Annotated in this window: 15 protein-coding genes and 2 pseudogenes; 8 read left to right on the plus strand and 9 right to left on the minus strand. The window is 60.7% G+C overall.

What is annotated here, in order from left to right; genetic code table 11:
- The 3 genes and pseudogenes from RHP74_RS05550 to RHP74_RS05560 form a co-directional block, all read left to right on the plus strand.
- Positions 1-312, plus strand: a complete 312-nt coding sequence (locus tag RHP74_RS05550) for a YqfO family protein (RefSeq protein ID WP_311098239.1) — start codon at positions 1-3, stop codon at positions 310-312.
- A gap of 395 nt (positions 313-707) precedes the next feature.
- Positions 708-1796 (plus strand): annotated as a pseudogene (locus RHP74_RS05555) (autotransporter outer membrane beta-barrel domain-containing protein); the annotation flags it as partial.
- Positions 1797-2406: 610 nt separating this feature from the next.
- Positions 2407-2835: pseudogene (locus tag RHP74_RS05560) on the plus strand (autotransporter domain-containing protein); the annotation flags it as partial.
- Between the two features lie 166 nt (positions 2836-3001).
- Here the strand turns inward: RHP74_RS05560 and nagE are convergent.
- From nagE to RHP74_RS05595, 7 genes are all read right to left on the minus strand, one after another.
- Positions 3002-4717, minus strand: a complete 1716-nt coding sequence (nagE, locus tag RHP74_RS05565; RefSeq protein WP_311098241.1) for an N-acetylglucosamine-specific PTS transporter subunit IIBC — start codon at positions 4715-4717, stop codon at positions 3002-3004.
- Between the two features lie 46 nt (positions 4718-4763).
- On the minus strand, positions 4764-7280 hold the full coding sequence (gene ptsP, locus RHP74_RS05570; protein ID WP_311098242.1) for a phosphoenolpyruvate--protein phosphotransferase: 2517 nt from the start codon (positions 7278-7280) through the stop codon (positions 4764-4766).
- A gap of 35 nt (positions 7281-7315) precedes the next feature.
- The gene (locus tag RHP74_RS05575) at positions 7316-8326 is read right to left on the minus strand and encodes an SIS domain-containing protein (RefSeq protein WP_010463037.1); all 1011 of its coding nucleotides are present in this window, start codon (positions 8324-8326) and stop codon (positions 7316-7318) included.
- Complete coding sequence (nagA, locus tag RHP74_RS05580; RefSeq protein ID WP_311098245.1) at positions 8319-9425, minus strand: N-acetylglucosamine-6-phosphate deacetylase; 1107 nt, start codon at positions 9423-9425, stop codon at positions 8319-8321. The genes RHP74_RS05575 and nagA overlap by 8 nt, the downstream gene beginning before the upstream one ends.
- A 20-nt stretch (positions 9426-9445) precedes the next feature.
- Entirely contained in the window at positions 9446-10177 is a 732-nt protein-coding gene (locus RHP74_RS05585; protein WP_010463034.1) for a GntR family transcriptional regulator, read from the minus strand.
- Between the two features lie 445 nt (positions 10178-10622).
- Positions 10623-11126: a murein L,D-transpeptidase family protein gene (locus RHP74_RS05590; protein ID WP_083374948.1), complete on the minus strand. Its 504-nt coding sequence runs from the start codon at positions 11124-11126 to the stop codon at positions 10623-10625.
- A gap of 64 nt (positions 11127-11190) precedes the next feature.
- Entirely contained in the window at positions 11191-11742 is a 552-nt protein-coding gene (locus RHP74_RS05595) for an NUDIX hydrolase (RefSeq protein WP_010463029.1), read from the minus strand.
- A 217-nt stretch (positions 11743-11959) separates the two neighbouring features.
- Here RHP74_RS05595 and RHP74_RS05600 point away from each other — a divergent pair, with 217 nt between their 5' ends.
- The 5 genes from RHP74_RS05600 (at position 11960) to purT (ending at position 15326) form a co-directional block, all read left to right on the plus strand.
- Positions 11960-12559, plus strand: a complete 600-nt coding sequence (locus RHP74_RS05600) for a CoA pyrophosphatase (protein ID WP_010463027.1) — start codon at positions 11960-11962, stop codon at positions 12557-12559.
- A 54-nt stretch (positions 12560-12613) separates the two neighbouring features.
- Positions 12614-13138: a gamma carbonic anhydrase family protein gene (locus RHP74_RS05605; protein WP_007944857.1), complete on the plus strand. Its 525-nt coding sequence runs from the start codon at positions 12614-12616 to the stop codon at positions 13136-13138.
- Positions 13135-13350 carry a DUF1289 domain-containing protein gene (locus RHP74_RS05610; RefSeq protein ID WP_010463023.1) on the plus strand — a complete coding sequence of 72 codons (216 nt, stop codon included), beginning with the start codon at positions 13135-13137 and terminating at the stop codon, positions 13348-13350. The genes RHP74_RS05605 and RHP74_RS05610 overlap by 4 nt, the downstream gene beginning before the upstream one ends.
- Before the next feature lie 227 nt (positions 13351-13577).
- The gene (locus RHP74_RS05615; RefSeq protein ID WP_311098251.1) at positions 13578-14045 is read left to right on the plus strand and encodes a preQ0 transporter; all 468 of its coding nucleotides are present in this window, start codon (positions 13578-13580) and stop codon (positions 14043-14045) included.
- A 99-nt stretch (positions 14046-14144) separates the two neighbouring features.
- Positions 14145-15326 carry a formate-dependent phosphoribosylglycinamide formyltransferase gene (gene purT / locus RHP74_RS05620; RefSeq protein ID WP_311098252.1) on the plus strand — a complete coding sequence of 394 codons (1182 nt, stop codon included), beginning with the start codon at positions 14145-14147 and terminating at the stop codon, positions 15324-15326.
- Positions 15327-15430: 104 nt separating this feature from the next.
- On the opposite strand, the gene RHP74_RS05625 is transcribed toward purT, so the two are convergent.
- Both RHP74_RS05625 and RHP74_RS05630 read right to left on the minus strand, forming a co-directional pair.
- Entirely contained in the window at positions 15431-16744 is a 1314-nt protein-coding gene (locus RHP74_RS05625) for an MFS transporter (RefSeq protein ID WP_311098254.1), read from the minus strand.
- A gap of 309 nt (positions 16745-17053) precedes the next feature.
- Positions 17054-18286 carry a transporter associated domain-containing protein gene (locus RHP74_RS05630; RefSeq protein ID WP_311098256.1) on the minus strand — a complete coding sequence of 411 codons (1233 nt, stop codon included), beginning with the start codon at positions 18284-18286 and terminating at the stop codon, positions 17054-17056.
- Between the last annotated feature and the right edge of the window lies 1 nt (position 18287).

Genomic DNA, 18287 nt, shown 5'->3' on the forward strand with positions numbered 1-18287 from the left:
GTGTACAAGCTCAGCTTTTTTGTTCCGGCCAGTCACGTGGAACAGGTCAAAAGCGCCGTATTCGCTGCCGGTGGCGGGCGGATCGGGGCTTATGATCATTGCGCGTGGCAGGTGCTTGGCCTGGGCCAGTTTCGACCTTTGGATGGCAGTCAGCCGTTTATTGGGGAGGCGGGGCAGGTCGAGCAGGTTGAGGAATGGAAGGTTGAGCTGGTGGTGGCGGATGAGTTGATCGTGGCCGTGGTGGCCGCATTGAAACTCAGCCATCCCTACGAGACACCGGCTTATGAGGTGTGGCAGCTGGAAGATTTCTGAGTCTTTGGCCGCTGATAAAAGAACCGCTGAAAATGATTTTAGCGGTTTTTTTTGCCTGCTTTTTTTTGATAATGCCAAAGCGCTATATAGGATCATCGAGTCATAACGACAAAAGGATTTCTCGCATGTTTTTTACCCGTCATCGTTTCACCGTATGTATGGCCTCGGTTTTTGCAGGAGGTTTCTTCAATCAAGTCAGAGCGGCAGAGACGATCAGCGATGCCTTCAGTCGGGTGGCCGTTCCTCATACACGTTATACCGACCTTAGTCGTTATGCTCGGACGGCGAACGGTGCCCATGCCGCTGAAAGTATCCAAACGATAAGCCCTGCACTCGATTTCGACCCGATCTTTGGGCCTCCAGGGTCTGGATTTCCGGTCAATGGGGACAAGTCCAACGTCCTTTACAACGCTGTCATGACGATCTCTCAAAGTGCTGCAGGCATTAGTGCAGCCATCGAAAGTCTCGCCGCTGGCAGCAATGCCAATTTGAGCAGCGCCACACTGGCCGCCAGTTCGTCGGTAATGACCAGCATGCGTATAGCGATGCAGCAAATGGGCAGCGATAGCGGTTTGCGGGTGGGGCTGGATTCATCACAGACACCAGTTCTGGCGGCCACTGGCGTTGCGAAAACTGTTCGCAATTTGAACGATCCAAGCGCACCGGGCCGCGTATGGCTGCAAGGCATTGGCAGCTACGGCAAGCTCGACGGCGAACAGGGCAATTCCAGTTTTGAGCAACGCACAGCCGGCAGCGTGCTGGGAGTTGATTGGTCACTCTCACCCTTGTGGCGTGTAGGCGTTTTAGCTGGCTATTCAAAGAGCAATCTTGATAGCCATAACGTGGATGGCCAATTTCACAGCTGGCATGTTGGCGCTTATGCCATGCGTAGGGACGGTCCATTCGTATTGCGCTTGGGGGCGGCTTATAGCGGCCATGACGGCGACAATAAACGTATTGTCGAGTTTGAAAGTTTTCGCGACCGGCCAAAGGGCAGTTACGATGCCGACAGCCAACAGGCATTTGCTGAGGCCGGTTATCTTTTGGGTAGCGGGCGCCTGAATATCGAGCCTTTTGCCAATCTGGGATATCAGCGTTATCACCGTGATCATTTTGCCGAGAAGGGTGGAATTGCAGCCCTGGCTGTCGATGCTCAGACGCAGGAGAATTTCAGCAGCACAATGGGCGTGCGGTTGGTGCTGCTTCATCAACTGCAGAACGGTATCAGTCTGACGCCACGAACCAGCTTGGGATGGCGCCATATCTACGGGAATGTCGACAGTCAAACTCGTCAGGCTTTCCTGTTGGGTGGAAACGCATTCAATGTTGAAGGCACTTCACTGGATCGAAACAGCCTGGTGGTTGAGGCAGGGGTGGATGTTGGGCTTTCGGCGCGTCATACCCTCACCGTTGGTTACAACGCGGATCTGGGAAGTAATAGTCGTAATCAGGCATTGATCGGGCAGTGGCAGATGAGTTTCTAAAACCAGGCTTTTCAGAGTTTGAGTTCGAATCGGTATGTCATGTCGGGGTCTCTCATCGTTCTTCGCGAGCATGCCCGCTGTCACAGGGGGAGCGTACTTCCATTTGGGAGTTGGCTTGCCAACGATGGCGCCCTGTAAGGCAACCTGATTTTTGCAGATGTACTCAATGCATTGTAGGAGTGAGCCTGCTCGCGATGACGTACTGACAGACGACCAATTTCTACCTGACTGCATTCAATCCAATTGTGGGAGCGGGCTTGCTCGCGAAGGGGACCTGACAGCCGACTGATCCTTTGCAGATGTCCTCAACCCCTGTGGGAGTCTGGCTTGCCAGCGATGACGGCCTGTCAGCCGACCACTTTCTATCTGAATACACCGGGTTCAAACTGTGGGAGCCCAGTTCAGTCATCAAGGACATTGGGCCTGTTTAAGTCTGTGTCAAATAACCAGAACCTTCCCACAGGGTTTTCAGGTTGTCCGTCGGACGTCGGGTCTCTAGTCTTTGGCTGTCACTGAATGTTCAGTGATCGGGTGTGAGAACTCGGGTTAGTGTCATTCCAGCGCCAGTAGTCCCATAATTGCCGCCAGCTGATTCGCTGCTGCATTGTGTCGCTTGAATGTCGAGCCGTTTGCCAATCTGGGTTACCAACGTTATCACCGGGATGGTTTCACCGAGAAAGGTGGGCTCGCCGCACTGAACGTCGATGACCAGACAGAGGCCAATTTCAGCAGCACCTTCGGTGTGCGCCTGGCGCACCTCAATCGATTGGAGAACGGCATCAGCCTGACACCCCGGGCCAGCCTGGGCTGGCGCCATACGTTCGGTGATGTCGACAGCGAAACCCGTCAAGCCTTTCTATTGGGCGGCAGTGCATTCAACGTCGAAGGCAGCGCCCTGGATCGTGACAGCCTTATGGTCGAGGCCGGGGTGGATGTCGGACTTTCCGCACGTCACACGTTGAGTGTTGGTTACAACGGGGAGCTAGGTAGCAACAGCCGTAATCATGCCCTGATCGGGCAGTGGCAAATGAGTTTCTGAGGTGAAAATCAAAAGCCCGCCGAGCCTGTGAAGGTGAGCGGGCTTTGCATTTTTCAGTGTTTGTGAGGGCCCCGTCGCGAGCAAGATCACTTCCACAATGGTTCGGTGAACACAGATCCAATGTGGGGAGCCTGCTCGCGATGACAGACTGCCAGGCGCCAGAAATCTAAACCTTGGCACTCACCTCACTGCGATTGACCAACGCCTCCAGCGCCCCACTCAAACTCGGCGCCTTGTCGCCAATCAGCAGGTGCCAGACACCGCCTTCAAGCTGACTGACCCCCTGGCAACCCAGCGCCTTCAAATCACCCTCCGACAACGCCTTGCCATCCGCCAGTTGCAACCGAATCCGCGTCATGGCCACGCAATCCATCTGCAACACGTTGTCTCCACCACCCAATGCCTTCAGCCATTGCTGCGCCTCCGATTTTGCTACAGCTGCCGGTACAGGCGCATCGACAACGGCAGGAGGGGAAGAAACAAGCGCACGCCCCAGCGCCGGCATCGCCAGACGAATTTCATCGGCAATGCTATCCGCCATCGGCCCGACCACCACCTGCAAGCTCCCGCCCTTGCCGGGACGCACGACCGCCATCGCCCCCAGCGCTTTTAACTCCGCATCGTTGGCCTTGTTGCGATCCACCATGTCCAGCCGCAACCGCGTGGTACATGCCCCGACGGTGATCAGATTCTGTGCCCCGCCCAGTGCCTTGATGTATGCCCCGGCTCGTTCATTCTCGGTGACCACAACCTTGTCACCGGTCGGCACCTCTTCACGCCCTGGCGTCTTGAGGTTGAAGCGGCGAATGCAGAAATCAAACACCCCGTAATACACCACCGCATACGCCAAGCCTACCGGCACCACTAACCAGCCGTTGGTGGATTTTCCCCATCCGAGCACCATGTCGATGAAGCCGCCCGAGAAGGTGAAACCCAGGTGGATGTTCAGCGCATTGGTGATCGCCATCGACAACCCCGTCAGCAGCGCATGGAGCAAAAACAGAAACGGTGCGAGGAACATGAACGCAAATTCGATGGGTTCGGTGACGCCGGTCAGGAAGGAAGTCAGCGCCATCGACAGGAAGATCCCGCCCATGACTTTGCGGCGTTCCGGCAGGGCGTTGCGGTACATCGCCAGGCAGGCGGCGGGCAGGCCGAAGATCATCACCGGGAACATGCCGGTCATGAATTGGCCGCCCTTCGGATCACCGGCGAAGTAGCGCGACAGGTCGCCGGTGACCATGGCGCCCGTGGTCGGGTCGGTGAAGTTGCCGAAGACGAACCACGCCATGTTGTTGAGGATGTGGTGCAGGCCAGTGACGATCAGCAACCGGTTGAACACGCCGAAGACGAAGGCGCCGATGCTGCCGCTCTCCATCATCAGTGCGCCGAAACCGTTGATGCCGTGCTGGATCGGCGGCCAGATCAAACCGAAAATCACGCCCAGACCGACGGCGGCGAAGCCGGTGACAATCGGCACGAAGCGCCGTCCGCCGAAGAACGCCAGGTACTCCGGCAGCTTGATGTCCTTGAAGCGGTTGTACAGCGCGCCGGCCATCAAGCCGCTGACGATCCCGGCGAGCATGCCCATGTTGATGCTCGCATCCAGCACCTTGAGCGTGGAGATCATCACCAGGTAACCAATCACCCCGGCGAGGCCTGCGGTGCCGTTGTTGTCCTTGGCGAAACCGACCGCGATGCCGATGGCGAAGATCATCGCCAGGTTGGCGAAGATCACCTGGCCGGCGTCATGGATGATGGCGATGTTCAGCAGGTCGGTGTCGCCCAGACGCAGCAACAGGCCGGCAATCGGCAGGATCGCGATCGGCAGCATCAACGCGCGGCCGAGACGTTGCAGGCCCTCGATGAAATATTGGTACATGGCGGTTCTCCCTGTGCTCTTTTTGTTTGAGAGGTGTTGTAGTTGTTCAGCTCAGAGGCCATTGCTGGTGACAGGCGTGACGCACCGCCCCGGCGCTGCTCAGCTTGAGCAGGTCGTGGCTGACGCTTCGGCATTGCGCGGCGTCGAGGTGGCGCACGCGATCCTTGATTTCACCGATCTGCACCGGGCTGACCGACAGCTCGCTGACGCCCAGGCCGATCAGGACTGGCGTGGCCAGCGGATCGGACGCGAGTGCGCCGCAGACGCCCACCCAGCGGTTATGCACCGCCGCGCCGGCGCAGGTCTGGGCGATCAGCCGCAGCAGGGCCGGGTGCATGGCGTCGACGCGCGAGGCGAGGCCGGCGTGGTCGCGGTCCATCGCCAGGGTGTACTGCGACAAATCGTTGGTGCCGATGGACAGGAAGTCCGCATGCTCTGCAAGCTGCTCGGCCAGCAGCGCAGCGGCCGGGACTTCGATCATCACCCCCAGTTCCGGACGTTCACTCACCCCGAGTTCCAGGCACAACGCATCGAGGCGCTGGCGTATGTGCAGCAACTCATCGACCTCGGTCACCATCGGCAACAGGATCCGGCAGCGCGACAGCGGGCTGACATGCAACAGTGCGCGCAGTTGCTGATCGAGTAATTCCGGCCGCACCTGAGCCAGGCGAATGCCGCGCAAGCCGAGCACCGGATTGGCTTCGACCGGCAATGGCAGGTAGTCGAGTTGCTTGTCGCCGCCAACGTCGATGGTACGGATGATCACCGACTTGTCACCCATGGCGTCGAGCACGGCTTGATAGGCGAGGCGTTGCTCCTGTTCGTCCGGCGCGGTGTTGCGGTCGACAAACAGAAACTCGGTGCGCAGCAGACCGACGCCATCGGCGCCGTTGGCCAGCGCATCGGCCGCTTCTGCGCTGGACGCGACATTGGCGGCGATTTCGATGTGCACGCCATCGCGTGTCAGTGCCGGGGTATGAGCCTGCGATTGTTGAAGCGCACGGCGTTGCTGATGATCGCGTTGCGCCTGATGCACGTCGGCCAGGCGTTCGGCCGTCGGCGCCCATTCGAGCCGACCACCGTCGGCATCCAGCACCACCGCCTGGCCTTGTGCCTGATCCAGCAGCGCCGAACCCAGCGCCACCAGGCACGGCAAACCTTTACCCCGCGCCAGAATCGCGACGTGGGACGTCGCGCCACCCTCGGCCATGCACAACCCGGCGACCCCTTGCTCGCTCAGTTGCAGCAAGTCCGACGGCGTCAGCTCATGGGCGGCGACGATGGCGCCGACCGGCACGTCGTAGTGCCAGGCTTCGCCGAGCAAGGCGCGCAGCACCCGCTGCTTGAGATCGCGCAGATCGTTGGCGCGTTCGGCCAGCAACGCGCTGCCGAGTTGTTGAAGGACGTCGCACTGCACGTCGATCGATTGGCTCCAGGCGTGCGTCGCGGCCATGCCTTGAGCGATGCAGGCGTTGGCCGCGTCCAGCAGCGCCGGGTCTTCGAGCAAGGCGAGGTGCGCGGTGAAAATCGCTTCTTCGTCAGTGTTTTTGTGTTTCCTGGCCTGGGCCAGGGTGTGCTCGACTTCGCCGCGCACGACGGTCAATGCGGTATCGAGGGCGTGCAGCTGTGACTCGGGAGCGTGGTGGCCGGCATCCACCGGCAGGCTGATGGTATTCAAGCGAAACAAGGGGCCAGCGACCAGGCCGGGCGCGGCGCAAACGCCGTGCAGCACACCCGCTTCGGCAGTCCGAGTGCGTCGGGTGATCGGCGCAGGCGCAGCGGCATGGCTGTCTTCGGCCAACGCCGTGGACAAGGTGATCAGCAACGCTTGCAATGCCGCCTCGGCGTCCGGGCCCTGGCAACTGACCTGAACCTCATCCTGCTCGCCGACGGCCAGGCTCATGAGCCCGATCAAGCTGTCACAGGTCGCCGATTTGCCAGCGAAATGCAGCTGCGATTTGCTCTTGAACCCTTGTGCGGTCTGACGAATCAGCGCAGCAGGGCGAGCATGCAGACCGCCGCGATGAGCGATGCGCACGTGACCGAAATGCGCTTCAGCCGAAAGGTCCGCCTCTGCCTGGGCGCCCGGCGCCGCCCGGCGAATGATGTGCAGCAGCGGGTCGCCGACTTTGACCGATTTCAGCGTGATGGGCCGCGCCTGAAACTCCTGGCTGTTGGTCAGGATCATCAGGCTGACCAGGCTTTTGCACTGCTGCGCGACCTTGTCCAGGTCGTAGCGCAGCAACGGTTGGCCATTGCTGACGCGGGCGCCTTCCTTGACCAGCATCGAGAAGCCTTCGCCCTGCAACTCGACGGTGTCGAGGCCCAGGTGCAGGAGCAATTCGGCACCGTTGTCGGCACGCAAGGTGACGGCGTGACCGCTACGGGCTACGTGCACCACGACGCCGGCGCAGGGGGCGTGAAGGGTGTCGTTCAGTGGATCGATCGCGATACCGTCGCCCATCGCGCCGCTGGCGAACACCGGGTCCGGGACTTTGGCGAGCGTGAGCACCGGACCGCTGAGCGGGGCGCTGAGGGTCAGCTCTTTATTGTTGTTATGCATGGCTCGGTCTCATCAGGAAATCGTTCGGGGCGGACTTAGTGCGTGCGCGTCACTTTGCTCAAATGCCGCGGCTGGTCCGGGTCCATGCCACGGGCCACGGCCAAACCAGCGGCCATGACGTAGAAACTCTGGATCGCCAGAATCGGGTCCAGGGCCGGGTGTTCGGCGCGGGTCAGCGTGAGGTCACGTTCGGCAATGTCATCTGGTGCCGCCAGCAGAACGCGAGCGCCGCGCTGGCGCATGTCGGCAGCAAGGCTCAGCAAACCGGCCTGCTCGGCACCCCGTGGAGCGAAGATCAGCAAGGGATAATTCTCGTCGATCAATGCCATCGGGCCGTGACGCACTTCGGCGCTGCTGAAGGCTTCGGCCTGGATCGCCGAGGTTTCCTTGAACTTGAGGGCTGCTTCCTGAGCGATGGCAAAACCGGCACCGCGGCCGATTACCATCAAGCGTTGGCAATCGCGCAGGGCGTCGATGGCCAGGCTCCAATCCTGTTGCGCCGCCTCGCGCAGACCTTCCGGCAAGGCGTTGCCGGCTTCGAGCAATTCCACGTCTTCTTTCCAGTGGGCGATCAGACGGGCGCTGGCGCTGAGGGTGGCGATGAAACTCTTGGTGGCGGCAACGCTGCTTTCCGTTCCCGCGCACAGCGGCAGGCTGAATTCGCACGCGGCTTCCAGCGGCGAGCTTTCGGCGTTGACCAGGGCAATGCTCAGGGCCCCGCGTTTGCGTAACAGGCGCAGGCTGTTCACCAGATCCGGACTTTGCCCCGACTGCGAGAACGCGAACGCCACTTGGCCGCTGACCTTCAATGGTGCTTGCAGCATGGTCACCACCGACATCGGCAGCGACGCCACCGGGTAGCCCAGTTGCTGCATGGTCAGGTAGGCGAAGTAACTGGCGGCATGATCTGAACTGCCGCGAGCGACGGTCATCACGACTTGCGGCGGCTGACGGCGCAGGCGCCCGGCGATCTCGATCATCTGCGGGTCGAGTTGCTGCAGTTGGGCTTGCACGGCCTCGAACGAGGACAGCGCCTCTTCAAGCATTTTTGAAGTCAATGTCTTCTCCTTCGACCATGACGGCGGTGAGTGTGAGTGAGCGATCCAGCCGCACGCAGTCGGCCCAGCTGCCCGGTTGCAGGCGACCGCGTTCGGTGAGGCCGAGGTAGTCGGCGGGGAATTGCGAAAGACGTTGCGACGCCTCGGCGATCGGCAGACCGATCTTCACCAGATTGCGCAGCGCCTGATCCATGGTCAGCGTGCTGCCCGCCAGGGTGCCGTCGGGCAAGCGCACGCCACCCAGGCACTTGGTGACCGTGTGGCTGCCGAGCTTGTATTCACCGTCGGGCATGCCGGCAGCGGCGGTGGAATCCGTCACGCAATACAGGCAGGGAATCGCGCGCAGGGCCACCCGCATGGCGCCGGGATGCACGTGCAGCAAGTCCGGAATCAGCTCGGCGTATTTGGCGTGGGCCAGCGCTGCGCCGACGATGCCCGGCTCGCGGTGATGCAGCGGGCTCATGGCGTTGTAGAGGTGAGTGAAACTGCTGGCGCCGGCCGCGAGCGCGGCGACGCCTTCCTCGTAACTGCCAAGCGTGTGACCGATCTGCATGCGAATGCCACGCGCACTGAGGGTGCGGATCAAGGCGTCGTGGCCGGCGATTTCCGGGGCGATGGTGATCACGCGGATCGGTGCCAGCGTGAGGTAGTCCTCGACTTCGGCCATCAGCGCGGTGTGGGCAAAGTTCGGCTGGGCGCCGAGTTTGCCGGGGTTGATGTACGGGCCTTCCAGGTGCACGCCGAGCACCCGGGCGCAGCCTGTTGGCCGCTGCTCGCAGAACTCGCCGACGGCTTTGAGCACGCTGGAAATCTCTTCCGGCGGCGCGGTCATGGTGGTCGCCAGCAGCGACGTAGTGCCGAAGCGCACGTGGGTTTTGCTGATGGTTTCGAAGGCGGTTGCGCCTTCCATGATGTCTTTGCCGCCGCCGCCGTGAACGTGCAGGTCGATGAAGCCAGGCAGCAGATAAGGCAAGTCGTTGTCGGCCGGCTCGCAGGGCACGCCGTCGATGGACACGACCTTGCCGTGTTCGTGAATCAGCCGGCCGCGAACCCAGCCGTGGGCGGTGAGGATGTTGTCTTCGGACATGATCGGTTCTCGTTGCTTGATTAGCGGCGAAGCTCTGCGACAAAGTCGTAGTAGTCGTTGCGGCAGTAGGTGTCGGTGACTTCGATTGGCGTGTTGTCTTCCAGGTAGCCGACCCGGGTCATCAGCAGCATGGCGGTGCCGGGGGCGATGCCGACGAGGGCGGCGAATTCGTCCGAGGCGTTGATCGCCTGGATGTGCTGCAAGGCGCGGACGATCGGTTTGCCGATGCCGTCGAGGTATTCGTAGAGCGAATCACCCACCGCTTGCGGCTTGGGAATGATCGAGGCGGGCAGGGTGCTCATCTCGATCGCCATCACCGTGTCGTCGGCTTTGCGCAGACGTTTGAGCCGCGCGACCTTGTCGTTGGGCGAGAGGCCGAGGCGGATCAGTTCTTCGTGGGTCGGCGGGGTGATCTCGCGTTCCAGCCATTGCGAGCCGGGAACGAAGCCCTTGAGGCGCAGCATCTCGCTGAAACCCGAGAGGCGCGACAGCGGTTGTTCCAGGCGCGGCGTGATGAACGTGCCGGAGCCTTGGTTGCGGCGGATCAGACCCTGTTCGAACAAGACTTCCAGTGCCTTGCGGGCAGTGACGCGGGAGATGCCCAGCAGCTCGCTGAGGTTGCGCTCCGAAGGCATGGCTTGCTCGGCTTTCCACTGCCCGGCATGGATCGCCGCTTCCAGATTGCGCGCCAGTTGCAGGTAGAGGGGCGTGGGCTGGGTGTCGTCAGGGCGTAGGGCCTGGAGGTCATTCATGTCAGGGATGTCCGATGCGGATATTGGAGTGTTGTGTTCCGCGAATGGCCGAAAATTAATACCACTTGAATACCATGTCAATGCCAGTACTTTGCCGTTGGCGTGGGAAAGGCGGCCCTGTTGAGTGCGGGAAATGGGGTTTGGTATCAAGTGGTATTAGAGGTGGGGGTTTTGAGCGCAAAGATCGCAGCCTGGGGTAACGCTTGCCGGGGAGATTGGTATCTTCCCGGCAGTCATTACTGCAGGCTGCGATCTTTTGAATTTATTTTTCGAGGAGCGACCGAAGGTAGCGCTAAGAAGAAGGACTCGGTGCTTTTGTGGCGAGGGAGCTTGCTCCCGTTGGGCTGCGAAGCAGTCCTGAAATCAGCGAATGCGGTGTCAGGTCATTTTTTGGGGCCGCTTCGCAGCCCAGCGGGAGCAAGCTCCCTCGCCACAGGTAAAGGGGTTACGGGCGAATCTCGATCATCGTGCCATCCGGCACCAGGCCCCAGACCTCACGCATGTCCATGTTGCGCATGGCAATGCAGCCGTCGGTCCAGTCCAGGGTGTGGAACAGGTCTTCCGGGTTTTCTTCGGTATCTGGTGTGCCATGGATCATGATCATGCTACCCGGATCGACGCCTTCACGCCGGGCGCGGGCAGCGTCGCTGATGTTGGGGTAGGAGATGTGCATCGACAGATTGAATTTATCGCTGACCTTGCGCCAGTCCAGCCAGTAAAAACCTTCAGGCGTGCGTCTATCGCCTTCCATCAGTTTTTGGCCTTTCGGATTTCTGCCCAGGGAAATGCGATAGGTCTTGAGCGGCTTGCCGTCATTGATCAATTGCAATTGGTGGGCGGATTTGAGCACCAAAACTTTTTCGATGACTTTGCCGTTCAGGGTTTCCGCAACGGAAGCCTGTGACAGAGTGACGAACGACAAGCAAACCACGGCAAGCAACCAGCGCATTGAAACGATATCCCTGAAAGGTGTCGCGACTATTTAGTTATAGGTGATTCTGGAGCCAGGAGCTTTAGGTGATGGCAGGCTGAGCAAGCGGCGGGATCGACTCGGACCGCACGGGGTAGACCTCGGTCCGCCGGTCAGCGAAGAAGCATTCTAAGGTACGGCCCACCGTGCGGAAAGCCAACTCGGACCACGGGATGTCGGCTTCGTCGAAAAGCTGCACTTCCAGGCTCTCGGGGCCGGCAGAAAAATCCGGGTCCACCAGCTCCGCGCGAAAGAACACATGCACCTGACTGATGTGCGGCACGTCGATCAACGTATAGATACTCAGGTTGCGCACCCGCGCACAGGCTTCCTCGGCGGTCTCGCGAATGGCCGCCTGCTCGATGGTTTCACCGTTTTCCATGAAACCGGCGGGCAGGGTCCAGTAACCGAGCCGAGGCTCGATGGCGCGTCGGCACAGCAACACTTTCGAGCCCCAGGTCGCCACGCAGCCGGCGACGATATTGGGGTTCTGATAGTGAATCGCCTGACAGCTGTCACAGACAAAACGCAGGCGCGAGTCGCCTTCGGGAATGCGTTGGGTGACCGGGTTACCGCACTGACTGCAAAATTTCATGCTGGGGTTCCTGAATGCTGCGCCTATCTTGGCGTGCGGCGGTGTCTGTCGGCAAGTTGTCGTTTAGCGACATGCAGTGGTTATGGGGTTGGGCGGCCGGTTCGATTGGTGCATGATGCATAGGGTCTGTTGACGTTTGCTGACGAACTGCGTTGGCGCGCAACGCGGTTGTCAGCAAACGTCAACAGACCCTACGGCCAACAGATCGAGAAGACTCATGCTGGACGAGCTACTGCATCGAGTAAGCAACCACACCCCACGCACAATGGAAACCGACAAACGTTTCCCCGAAGCCGCGGTATTGGTACCCATCACCCGTAGTGACGAACCGGAGCTGGTTCTGACCCTGCGCGCCAGCGGGCTCTCGACCCATGGCGGTGAAGTCGCCTTCCCGGGTGGGCGGCGCGACCCCGAAGACCCTGATCTTATTTTCACCGCGCTACGGGAGGCTGAAGAAGAAATCGGCTTGCCACCGGGGCTGGTCGAGGTGATCGGCCCGCTGAGCCCGTTGATCTCCCTGCATGGCATCAAGGTCACGCCGTATGTCGGAGTGATTCCGGGTTTTGTCGAGTACCTGGCCAACGATGCCGAAATCGCCGCCGTGTTCAGTGTGCCTCTGGAGTTTTTCCGTGAGGACCCAAGGGAGCACACCCACCGCATCGATTACCAGGGGCGCAGTTGGTACGTGCCGAGTTATCGTTATGGCGAGTATAAAATCTGGGGCCTGACGGCAATCATGATTGTCGAGTTGATCAACCTGCTCTATGACGCCGACATCAGCCTGCACCACCCGCCCAAAAGCTTTATCAATACTTGAAGCCATCGTTCGTATGGCGTGAACCGCGGCTGCCTGAGCCTTGAGGACAACAAGATGAAATATCGCCTGGGCGATGCCCGCGTCGAAACCCATCCGCAGAGCTGGGTTGCACCCAATGCCGTGCTGGTGGGCAAGGTCAAACTGGAAGAGGGCGCCAATGTCTGGTTCAACGCCGTGTTGCGTGGCGACAACGAATTGATCCTGATTGGCAAGAACAGCAACGTCCAGGACGGCACGGTGATGCACACGGACATGGGCTACCCGCTGACCATCGGCACCGGCGTGACCATCGGCCACAACGCCATGCTTCACGGCTGCACCGTGGGCGATTACAGCCTGATCGGTATTAATGCAGTGATTCTCAACGGCGCGAAAATCGGCAAGAACTGCATCATCGGCGCCAACTCGCTGATCGGCGAGGGCAAGGAGATTCCCGACGGTTCGCTGGTCATGGGCTCGCCCGGCAAAGTAGTGCGTGAACTGACCGAGCAGCAAAAGAAAATGCTGGAGGCCAGCGCCGCGCACTATGTGCACAATTCGCAGCGTTACGCCCGTGATCTGGTCGAGCAGGAAGAATGAACGCCACCGAACGACCGGTCCTCTCGCCATGCGTGAACATCTGCGCGTTGGACGAAGATGATATTTGCACCGGGTGTCAGCGCACGGTCGAAGAAATCACGCGCTGGAGTCGCATGGACAACGAAGAACGCCGCAGGGTTTTGGGGCTGTGCCATGAGCGGGCCAAGTCGAGCGGGTTGATCTGGATGTTGCCTTCCAGATCCGATTCCTGAGCCCTGTGAGCTTTTGTGGCTGATGAGGTTTTTTGTGGCGAGGGCGCTTGCTCCCGCCGGGCTGCGAAGCAGCCCCATAGCTGACAAACACATTCAACCTGACACACCGCGCCCTCTGACTTCAGGGCCGCTGCGCGACCCAGCGGGAGCAAGCGCCCTCGCCACAGGCTATTTGTAAAGCCGAGATGGTAATCTGTGCGCCAAATTGACAGGTATCCCGCCACCTCATGTTCTTCCTGATCGCCTATATCAGCAGCGTCGTGCTGATCAACTACGCCTTCTCCACCGCCCCGCACCTGGACATCATCTGGTCGGCCTGGGGCGGGTTGGTGTTTGTCCTGCGCGACATGGTGCAAACCCGCTTCGGCCACGGCGCGATCGCGGCGATGCTCGCAGCGTTGGTCCTGTCCTATGTCACCTCCGATCCGTCCATCGCGCTGGCCAGCGCCACGGCCTTCGCGGTGTCCGAATGCATCGACTGGCTGGTGTTCAGCATCACCAAGCGTCCGTTGCACGATCGCCTGTGGATAAGTTCGGCCCTGAGCATTCCCCTCGACACCTTCATCTTCTTCGGCATGATCGATGCTTTCACCCCGGCCGTAATCCTTACCGCCATGGGCTCGAAGTTCGCCGGCGTGACGGTCGTGTGGCTGATCATGGCCTGGCGCTTGCGCAAACAGGCTGTCGCCGGCTGAAGCCAAACCTTGCGGTTCATGTAAAATGCCGCGCTTTCTCCCCATGGGAAGCGCGCCAGACGCCGCGACCCTCGATGATCCGCTTCTTGAGGACCTGAGATGACCCGTATCGGAACTCCATTGTCGCCAACCGCGACCCGCGTATTGCTGTGTGGCTGTGGTGAGTTGGGCAAGGAAGTGGTAATCGAGCTGCAACGCCTGGGCGTTGAAGTGATTGCCGTCGACCGTTACGCCAACGCGCCGGCCATGCAAGTTGCGCATCGCAGCCACGTTATCAACATGCTCGACGGCGCCGCCCTGCGTGCCGTGATCGAAGCCGAAAAGCCGCACTTCATCGTGCCGGAAATCGAAGCGATCGCCACCGCGACCCTCGTGGAGCTGGAAGCCGAAGGCTTTACCGTGATCCCGACCGCGCGCGCCGCGCAGCTGACCATGAACCGTGAAGGCATCCGTCGCCTGGCCGCCGAAGAGCTGGACCTGCCGACCTCGCCGTACCATTTCGCCGACACTTTCGAGGACTACAGCAAGGCCGTCCAGGATCTGGGCTTCCCGTGCGTGGTCAAGCCAGTGATGAGTTCGTCGGGCAAAGGCCAGAGCCTGCTGCGCAGCGCCGATGACGTGAAAACCGCTTGGGATTACGCTCAGGAAGGTGGCCGCGCCGGTAAAGGTCGCGTGATCATCGAAGGCTTTATCGACTTCGACTACGAAATCACTCTGTTGACCGTGCGCCACGTCGGCGGCACGACCTTCTGCGCACCCGTCGGTCACCGGCAGGAGAAGGGCGACTATCAGGAATCCTGGCAGCCACAAGCCATGAGCCCGATTGCCCTGGCCGAATCCGAGCGCGTTGCCAAAGCCGTCACTGAAGCATTGGGCGGTCGTGGCCTGTTTGGTGTCGAGCTGTTCATCAAAGGTGACCAAGTGTGGTTCAGCGAAGTGTCGCCGCGCCCGCATGACACCGGTCTGGTCACCCTGATTTCCCAGGACCTGTCGCAGTTCGCGCTGCACGCACGGGCGATCCTGGGCCTGCCGATTCCGTTGATTCGCAAGTTCGGGCCATCGGCGTCGGCGGTGATTCTGGTGGAAGGGCAGTCGACCCAGACTGCGTTCTCCAACCTCGGTGCTGCGTTGAGCGAACCGGATACGGCGCTGCGTCTGTTTGGCAAACCAGAGGTCAATGGCCAGCGCCGGATGGGCGTGGCGTTGGCGCGGGATGAGTCGATCGAAGCGGCTCGTGCCAAGGCAACCCGTGCTTCTCAGGCTGTCGTGGTAGAGCTGTAAACCGAGGCGCGGCAGGCTAGCTCCCACAGGGTTATTGGTTGGTCACAGATTTTGTGTACACCCAATTTCCATGGGGGAGCCAGCCTGCTGGCGATGCTTCTGCTTCAGGTCACCCGATTCAAATCGTTATGCCGCGTCTCCTTCAGGCACAGCACCGCAATCAAGCTCAGCACCGCCGCCCCAGACACATACCCTCCGACAAAACTCAGACCGCCCATCGCCACCAGTTTCTGCGCGAAAAACGGCGCTGCCGAGGCCCCGACGATTCCGCCCAGGTTGTAGGCTGCGGACGCGCCGGTATACCGCACATGCGTTGGAAACAGCTCCGGCAGCAACGCGCCCATCGGTGCAAACGTCACGCCCATCAGAAACAGCTCGATGCACAGGAACAGCGCCACGCCCCAGGTCGAGCCTTGGGTCAGCAGCGGTTCCATCAAGAATCCCGACAGGATCGCCAAGACGCCGCCAATGATCAGCACCGGTTTGCGCCCGTAGCGGTCGCTGGCCCAGGCGGACAACGGCGTGGCGGCGGCCATGAACAGGACGGCGAAGCACAGCAGCCCAAGGAAGGTTTCGCGGCTGTAGCCGAGTGTCGACACGCCGTAGCTCAATGAAAACACCGTCGAGATGTAGAACAGCGCGTAGCACACGACCATCGACCCTGCCCCCAGCAACATCGGTACCCAGTACTGGCTGAACAGCTCGACCAACGGGATCTTCACTCGCTCCTGACGTGCCATGGCGTTGGCAAACACCGGGGTTTCGTGGAGTTTGAGGCGCACATACAGGCCCACCATCACCAGCGCGGCGCTGAGCAGAAACGGAATCCGCCAGCCCCAAGAGCGGAACTGCTCGTCATTCAGGGTCATGGCGAGCGTCAGGAACAGACCGTTAGCCGCCAGAAAGCCAATCGAGGGGCCGAGCTGCGGGAACATGCCGTACCAGGCGCGCTTGCCTTTGGGCGCATTCTCCGTCGCCAGCAGGGCCGCACCGCCCCATTCGCCGCCCAGCCCAAGGCCTTGGCCGAACCGCAGCACGCAGAGCAGGATCGGCGCCCAGGCTCCGATGCTGTCATAACCCGGCAATACGCCGATCAACGTGGTGCACACACCCATCAATAGCAGCGAAGCGACCAATGTCGATTTGCGCCCGATGCGGTCACCGAAGTGCCCAAACAGCGCCGATCCCAAGGGGCGGGCGAGGAATGCGATGCCGAAGGTGAGGAACGCCGACAGCATCTGGGCGGTGCCGGAGGTCTGCGGAAAGAACACCGGACCGATCACCAGCGCCGCAGCGGTGGCATAGACGTAGAAGTCGTAAAACTCGATGGCGGTGCCGATAAAACTCGCCGTGGCCACGCGGGTGGCGGAGTTCGTCGGTTGGGTAGGCGCGTCGCTATAAGTCGTGCTGGTCGTCATGCGGTTATCCCTGACAGTCATGTGCCCCAGTGGAGCGAATTATTATGGTCGAACACCCAGGGATGTGGGAGTGAGGCGCGGCCGCTGTTCAAGGTAGGAACAGTCGTCGGTGTGGTGCGGAAAGTGCCGATGGTCTGGCCGGAACCTGCTGCGTGCGGGGTAAGCACGTGGTTCGGCCGGGGCTTGGGTAAGCGGATTCGATTATAGGAAGGTGGCTAACGATCTAACAAGGGGCTTGGGATTGGCGAGGTCTTTGTGGCGAGGGGGCGTTCCGACAAGCCCCCTCGCCACGGTGTTATGTGTCCGACATCAAATCACTGTTGGAACGGAGCTGGTATGCCAGATCAAAACCTGAGTAACCCGATTGTCTTCCGTCTCCAGAATTTCCAGCCGATAACGCCCGATCTTCAGGCATACCGCACTTTCTGGAATGGTCTCCAGTGCCTCGGTCACCAAGCCGTTCAGGGTTTTCGGGCCGTCGCTGGGCAGGTGCCAGCCCAGGCTCTTGTTCAATTCGCGAATCGACGCCGCACCTTCGATCATCAGTCGGCCATCGGCCTGCGGGTGGATGTGCGGGTTGTCCAGGCTGTGCTGACTTTCGAATTCGCCGACGATTTCTTCGAGAATGTCTTCCAGGGTCACGATGCCAAGTACTTCGCCGTACTCGTCGACCACCATGCCCAGGCGCCGCTGCTGTTTGTGGAAATTCAAGAGTTGCAGTTGCAACGGCGTGCTTTCCGGCACGAAGTACGGTTCGTGGCTGGCGGCCAGCAACGCTTCCAGGGTCAGGCTCGCATCGGGTAGCAAGTGGCGGATCTGCCGGGTATTGAGCACGGCTTCGACCTGATTGATGTCGCTGTGAAACACCGGCAGGCGGGTGCGCTTGTTGTTGCGCAGTTGCTCGACGATCTCTGCGAGGGAGTCGTCGAGATTGATCCCGTCGACGTCACTTCGCGGCACCAGAATGTCGTTGACCGTGATGTTGTCGAGCGCGTGGATGCCCGTCAGCGGGTGAGGGCGGCAGACGGCTTCGTGATCGTCCTTGCGCTCGCCGGGGCTCTCGTCTTCGCTCTGTTGCACCACCTTGACCTTGCGGGCAAACGGTCGCATCAGCAGCCGGGTGAAGCCATTGAGCAGCCAGGCGGCCGGGTAGATGATTTTCAGCGGCGCACCGAGCAGCGTGTTGCCCAGGGCCAGGACGGCGTCGGGATAGCGCACGGCGAGGGCGCGCGGCAGGTAGTCGGCGAACACCACCAGTGCGATCCCGGCGCCCAGGCAGGCAATCCACGGGCCGTTTTCCGCCCAGATGAAGATCGCCAGCAAGGTGCTGATGACCACTGCCAGTGCGCGGCACAGGGTATTGCAGAAGATCAGGCTGTTGAGCGGGAAGCTGAGCTTCGCGACCGGTTTGTCGCTGGAACGCGAGGCGGTGCGCTGGGCCAGCAAGTGCTGTTGTGCGGATTCGATGGCGGTAAACAGCCCCGACCATAAAATCAGCAGGGCCAATACCGCGAGCATCGGCCCTATGGGCAAGTCGTCCATT

Origin of the sequence: Pseudomonas sp. SG20052 (genome assembly GCF_031766055.1) — a bacterium.
Lineage (GTDB): Bacteria > Pseudomonadota > Gammaproteobacteria > Pseudomonadales > Pseudomonadaceae > Aquipseudomonas > Aquipseudomonas mandelii.

What these genes read in the sequence shown, in the direction of transcription:
- nagE (WP_311098241.1), bottom strand. Translation starts at nt 4,717, where the DNA reads ATGTACCAATATTTCATCGAGGGCCTGCAACGTCTCGGCCGCGCGTTG.
- ptsP (WP_311098242.1), bottom strand. Translation starts at nt 7,280, where the DNA reads ATGCATAACAACAATAAAGAGCTGACCCTCAGCGCCCCGCTCAGCGGT.
- RHP74_RS05575 (WP_010463037.1), bottom strand. Translation starts at nt 8,326, where the DNA reads ATGCTTGAAGAGGCGCTGTCCTCGTTCGAGGCCGTGCAAGCCCAACTG.
- nagA (WP_311098245.1), bottom strand. Translation starts at nt 9,425, where the DNA reads ATGTCCGAAGACAACATCCTCACCGCCCACGGCTGGGTTCGCGGCCGG.
- RHP74_RS05585 (WP_010463034.1), bottom strand. Translation starts at nt 10,177, where the DNA reads ATGAATGACCTCCAGGCCCTACGCCCTGACGACACCCAGCCCACGCCC.
- RHP74_RS05590 (WP_083374948.1), bottom strand. Translation starts at nt 11,126, where the DNA reads ATGCGCTGGTTGCTTGCCGTGGTTTGCTTGTCGTTCGTCACTCTGTCA.
- RHP74_RS05595 (WP_010463029.1), bottom strand. Translation starts at nt 11,742, where the DNA reads ATGAAATTTTGCAGTCAGTGCGGTAACCCGGTCACCCAACGCATTCCC.
- RHP74_RS05600 (WP_010463027.1), top strand. Translation starts at nt 11,960, where the DNA reads ATGCTGGACGAGCTACTGCATCGAGTAAGCAACCACACCCCACGCACA.
- RHP74_RS05605 (WP_007944857.1), top strand. Translation starts at nt 12,614, where the DNA reads ATGAAATATCGCCTGGGCGATGCCCGCGTCGAAACCCATCCGCAGAGC.
- RHP74_RS05610 (WP_010463023.1), top strand. Translation starts at nt 13,135, where the DNA reads ATGAACGCCACCGAACGACCGGTCCTCTCGCCATGCGTGAACATCTGC.
- RHP74_RS05615 (WP_311098251.1), top strand. Translation starts at nt 13,578, where the DNA reads ATGTTCTTCCTGATCGCCTATATCAGCAGCGTCGTGCTGATCAACTAC.
- purT (WP_311098252.1), top strand. Translation starts at nt 14,145, where the DNA reads ATGACCCGTATCGGAACTCCATTGTCGCCAACCGCGACCCGCGTATTG.
- RHP74_RS05625 (WP_311098254.1), bottom strand. Translation starts at nt 16,744, where the DNA reads ATGACGACCAGCACGACTTATAGCGACGCGCCTACCCAACCGACGAAC.
- RHP74_RS05630 (WP_311098256.1), bottom strand. Translation starts at nt 18,286, where the DNA reads ATGGACGACTTGCCCATAGGGCCGATGCTCGCGGTATTGGCCCTGCTG.